Origin of the sequence: Micromonospora sp. NPDC047753 (genome assembly GCF_040642735.1) — a bacterium.
GTDB lineage: Bacteria > Actinomycetota > Actinomycetes > Mycobacteriales > Micromonosporaceae > Micromonospora.
On the sequence record NZ_JBEYSL010000700.1, the window covers coordinates 1 to 2,692 of the forward strand.

The following is a 2,692-nucleotide window of genomic DNA, read 5'->3' on the forward strand; positions in this document are numbered from 1 at the left end:
CCTTGCTGTCGCGCAGGGCGACCGCCGACGGGCCGGCGGCCAGTGGGGCGACCTCCACGCAGTTGGAGGTCTGACTGCGTGTGCTGGTACGCCACGGGGCGTCCGCCAACGAGTGGGCGGAGACGGACGGCGTGTTGCGGATTTCGTTCATGGTTCTGCTCCTGATGTGCAGCGATCCGATGGGACGAGTGGTGCCGCACGTCCCGACGGCAGGTCCCCCGTGGATCACCGGTCCGTCAGTCGCCCCGATTCCCGGCGGCGTTGGGTCGGCGCCGTTGCCGGACCGAACGCCACTGTGGATGGGGGCGTCGCCTCGGTCAGCCGTCCCGTCGCCTCGATCAGCCAGGAGAGGGTGTCCGAGGCGTTAAGTGCCGCCTTGCATAGCCACTCGAACACCACTTTATAGCGATTTAGCGTGATTGCCTCGGTCGACATGACGTCGGTGAAGCCACCTTCGATGGCCAATGTCTCCGGATCGAGGGGATCGGCGAACCGATAGACCGAGAAGGCGGTCGGCGGAAGGTACCAATCGCCGATCTGGGTGTCCCGGGGTAGCACGTGCAGGGCCACGTTCGGCAGCAGCGCCAACTCGCAGAGCTGGAGCAGCTGTTCGTGCAGCACCTCCGGCGGCCCGGCCCGGCGGCCGAGAGCCGCCTCCTCCAACACGGCCGTGTAGCGGGGAGCGTGCGGCTCGCGGGTCAGCAGCGACTGGCGGGCCAGCCGCGCCTGCACCTCGGTCTCCGGCTCGTCGCCGGGCTCCGGCTCGCCCGCGCCCGCGTTCACCTGCCGGGCCGACACGATCCGGAGCTGGGCGTACCCGGGGGTCTGCAACAGGCCCGGCACCAGCACCGGGTTGTACTCGGAGATCTCCGCGCAGCCCGCCTCCAACTCGGCCCAACCGCGCTGTTGCTGCGTCATCACCGGGAAGTTCTTCAACCAGCCGCGCATGTCGCCGGCCTCGTTGGTGATGCCCAGCAGCTCGTCGTGCAGTGCCTGGTCGGCGCCGTAGAGGTCGAGCAGGTCGCCGACGTCCTGCGGGTCGGGTCGGCTACGGCCGTTCTCAAGGCGGGACAGTTTGGAGGCGGAGGCCCAACCGATACGCTCGATGACCTGATCGCCGGTGAGGCCCGCGGCCTCACGTAGGCGGCGCAGTTCGATGCCCAACCGGCGACGACGCAGGATCGGGCTGGGTGCGGCAGGAGGCACAGTGTCCTCTTTCCCGTCGACCGCCGCAGACGCGACGGTAACTGTATGAAATTCGCCCCCCACGGTCAGTATGGACGGCGCGACCGGTGTCGGAGGTTCCGGCGAGGGCGTGTCTTGCGAAAATCGCACCACGGGAATGCCGGATGACGACGGACCCGCGGTCGCGGCCCGTCGACCTCGCCCACCCGGGCACGCCATCCCGCCGGAGGGACCCATGCGCACGATCCTGCGCCGACCCGACTTCCGCCTGCTCTTCGGCGGTCTGCTGGCCAGCATGACCGCCGAGTCGATCCTGCTGCTCGCACTCGCCATCTGGGTCAAGGATCTGACTGGCTCGAACGGGTTGGCCGGTGCCACGATCTTCGCGGTCATCGCTCCGATGACGATGGCGCCGCTGGTCGGCTGGGTTGTCGACCGTTACCCGCGCCGACCGTTCTTCGTGGCCGCGAACGTGTTCACCGCAGCCCTGCTCGCTCCGTTGTTCACCGTCCGCGACGCGGGCGACGTCTGGGTCGTCTATCTGGTGGCGGCCCTGTACGGGCTCTCGTCCATCACGCTCGGCGCGGCCCTCAGTGGACTCATTCGCGAGATGGTGCCGATCGAGCTGCTGGCGGAGGCGAACGGCGTTCTGCAGACCGTACGTCAGGGGATTCGACTTGCCGGCCCGCTGGTGGGCGCGGCGCTCTACGCGGCGCTCGGCGGATGGGCGCTGGCCGGGATCGGCATGGTCGGATTTCTGATCGCGGCGGCGGTGGTCACCGCGCTGCCCACCCCGCAGCAGCGGCCACCGGCCGTCCGGCTGCGGTGGCCGGCCGAACTGGTCGCCGGTCTGCGGCACCTGGCCGGCGAGCCGGCCCTGCGGCGGGCCCTGCTCGGCTACGGGCTCGGGTCACTGGTGATGGGCTTCAGCGAGTCGCTCATCTTCGCCTACGTCGACCAGGGGCTGAACCGGGATGCCGCGTTCGTGGGGGTGCTGTTCACAGTGCAGGGCATCGGTGGGTTGCTCGGTGGACTCTGCTCACCGACGCTGGTCCGCCGGCTCGGAGAGGTCGGCACACTGGCCGCCGGGGTCGCCTTCTTCTCTCCGGCCGCGCTCGCGCTCGCGTTCCCCGATCTGTGGCTCGGGTTCGCGGCGGTGCTGCTGGCCGGGGTCTCGCTTCCGCTGACGATGGTGGGTCTGCACACGCTGATCCAGCGCCGCACGCCGCCTTCGCTGGTCGGCCGGGTCGCCGCCGCCACCCAGGCGGTGGTCCGCGGGCCGCAGGCGGTCTCCATCGGGGCGGGGGCCCTGCTGGTCGGGTTCCTGGACTACCGGCTGCTGTTCGCGCTGGTCGGGATGGCCACCCTGGCCGCCGGCAGCTACCTGTGGCGGGGCCGGCACCTGAGCGCCCCGGCCGGGGCCCGCCCGCCGACGCCGCCCACCCGCCCGACGCTCCCGGCACCCCGTCGTCCGGCCGAGGACGCCGACCGACCAGGGCTCCCGGCA

The 2,692-nt window shown here is 70.8% G+C and carries 3 protein-coding genes; 1 reads left to right on the plus strand and 2 read right to left on the minus strand.

Annotated features, from left to right (window positions below):
• Together ABZ749_RS33355 and ABZ749_RS33360 are read right to left on the minus strand one after the other, a co-directional pair.
• Positions 1–151, minus strand: a 151-nt coding sequence (locus tag ABZ749_RS33355; protein WP_357234976.1) for a DUF397 domain-containing protein, incomplete at its 3' end; no start/stop codon positions are given.
• A gap of 74 nt (positions 152–225) precedes the next feature.
• The gene (locus tag ABZ749_RS33360; RefSeq protein ID WP_357204783.1) at positions 226–1,206 is read right to left on the minus strand and encodes a helix-turn-helix transcriptional regulator; all 981 of its coding nucleotides are present in this window, start codon (positions 1,204–1,206) and stop codon (positions 226–228) included.
• Positions 1,207–1,420: 214 nt separating this feature from the next.
• Between ABZ749_RS33360 and ABZ749_RS33365 the strand changes: the two genes are divergently transcribed.
• The coding region (locus ABZ749_RS33365) for an MFS transporter (RefSeq protein ID WP_357234973.1) at positions 1,421–2,692 on the plus strand (1,272 nt) is incomplete at its 3' end.